Origin of the sequence: Komagataeibacter diospyri (genome assembly GCF_006538165.1) — a bacterium.
Lineage (GTDB): Bacteria > Pseudomonadota > Alphaproteobacteria > Acetobacterales > Acetobacteraceae > Komagataeibacter > Komagataeibacter diospyri.
The window spans coordinates 1-1,512 of the sequence record NZ_BDLU01000084.1 but is presented as its reverse complement, the minus strand read 5'-3'; the positions used below and the strand labels follow the sequence as shown (position 1 = coordinate 1,512).

At 62.8% G+C, this 1,512-nt stretch carries 1 protein-coding gene; it reads left to right on the top strand.

Annotated elements, in window-relative coordinates:
* Nucleotides 1-1,512 (top strand): carbohydrate porin (locus MSKU9_RS17415; protein WP_227002583.1); only part of this gene is annotated, 1,512 nt, incomplete at its 5' end.

Genomic DNA, 1,512 nt, shown 5'->3' with positions numbered 1-1,512 from the left:
GACCGCGCCCGCCTTGGCAATTCCACCCCCCTGATCCAGCAGATCGACCCGGCCACCGTGCGCGATTCAGAACGCGCGCAGGCCGATGCGGAAGAAAAGGCCGCGGTTGCGGCTGGGGGTGACGACAAACTCGACACCAGCGGCAACCTGCTGGGCAACATGTGGGGCGCGCGGCCGTGGCTGTACAAGCATGGCATCAGCTTCGACATTCAGGAAGTCGATGAGGTCTGGGGCAATGGCACCGGCGGGTCAGCCTCGGGCAATGATGGCGCGGCCGGTTCGGGCACCGGCCCCGCCTATGACGGCGTCACCATGCCAACCCTTACCATTGATACCGAAAAGCTGTTCGGCCTGAAGGGTGGCCTGTTCAATGTCAGCGCGCTGCAGACGCGCGGGCGCTCGATCTCGCAGGATCATCTGGCCAACTTCAACCCGGTCAGCGGCTTCGAGGCCGACCGCTCCACCCGTCTGTTCGAGCTATGGTACCAGCAGTCCTTCCTGAAGGGCAAACTGGACGTGAAGATCGGCCAGCAGGACCTTGATACCGAATTCCTGATCAGCGATTACGCCTCGCTTTACCTCAACGCCAATTTCGGCTGGCCCATGGCGCCCTCGGTCAACCTGTATGGGGGCGGGCCGTCATGGCCGCTGTCATCCCCCGCCATCCGCATCCGCTACCGCCCCAGCGAGAAGTTCACCTTCATGTTCGCGGCGGCCGACGACAACCCGCCGGGCAACCGCTACAACTCCCTGCCCATCCAGCAGGCGACCGGTTCCATCAGCGGGTACAATTCCGACCCCACCAGCCAGACCACCAATGGCGCCAATGGCACGAACTTCAACATGGGCACCGGCGCGCTGCTGATCACCGAACTGCAGTATGCGCTCAACCCACAGCCTGCCGACATGTCCAATGTGACAAAAAATCCCGGCCTGCCGGGCGTGTACAAGCTGGGCGGGTATTACGATACGGCGAAGTTTGCCGATTACCGTTACAACCAGCGTGGTGGCTCACTCGGTGCGGCCACGCTGAATGCCAGCAGCACGCAGTCCGAACTGACCCCGCGCTGGGACCGGGGCAACTGGATGGTTTATGGCATCATTGACCAGATGATCTGGCGGCCTTCGCTCAGATCCGCGCGGTCAGTCGGGGTATTCGTGCGCGCCACGGGCAATGGCGGCGACCGCAACATGATCAGCTTCGCCATCGACGCAGGCCTGAACCTGAAGGCCCCGTTCAGGGGGCGGGACAACGACACGATCGGCCTGGGCTGGGGCATTGGCCGCGCCAGTTCGGGACAGCGCCAGTTCGACCGCGACAGCAATTCCCTTGTCCAGGGGAACGAGAACCATCTTGAACTGACCTATCAGGCGCAGGTCACGCCGTGGATGGTGATGCAGCCCGATTTCCAGTACGTATGGAACCCATCCGGTGGCGTGGCCGACTGGAGCGGCAACCGACGGGTGGGAAACGAAGCCATTTTTGGCCTGCACAGCAGCCTTACATTCTGA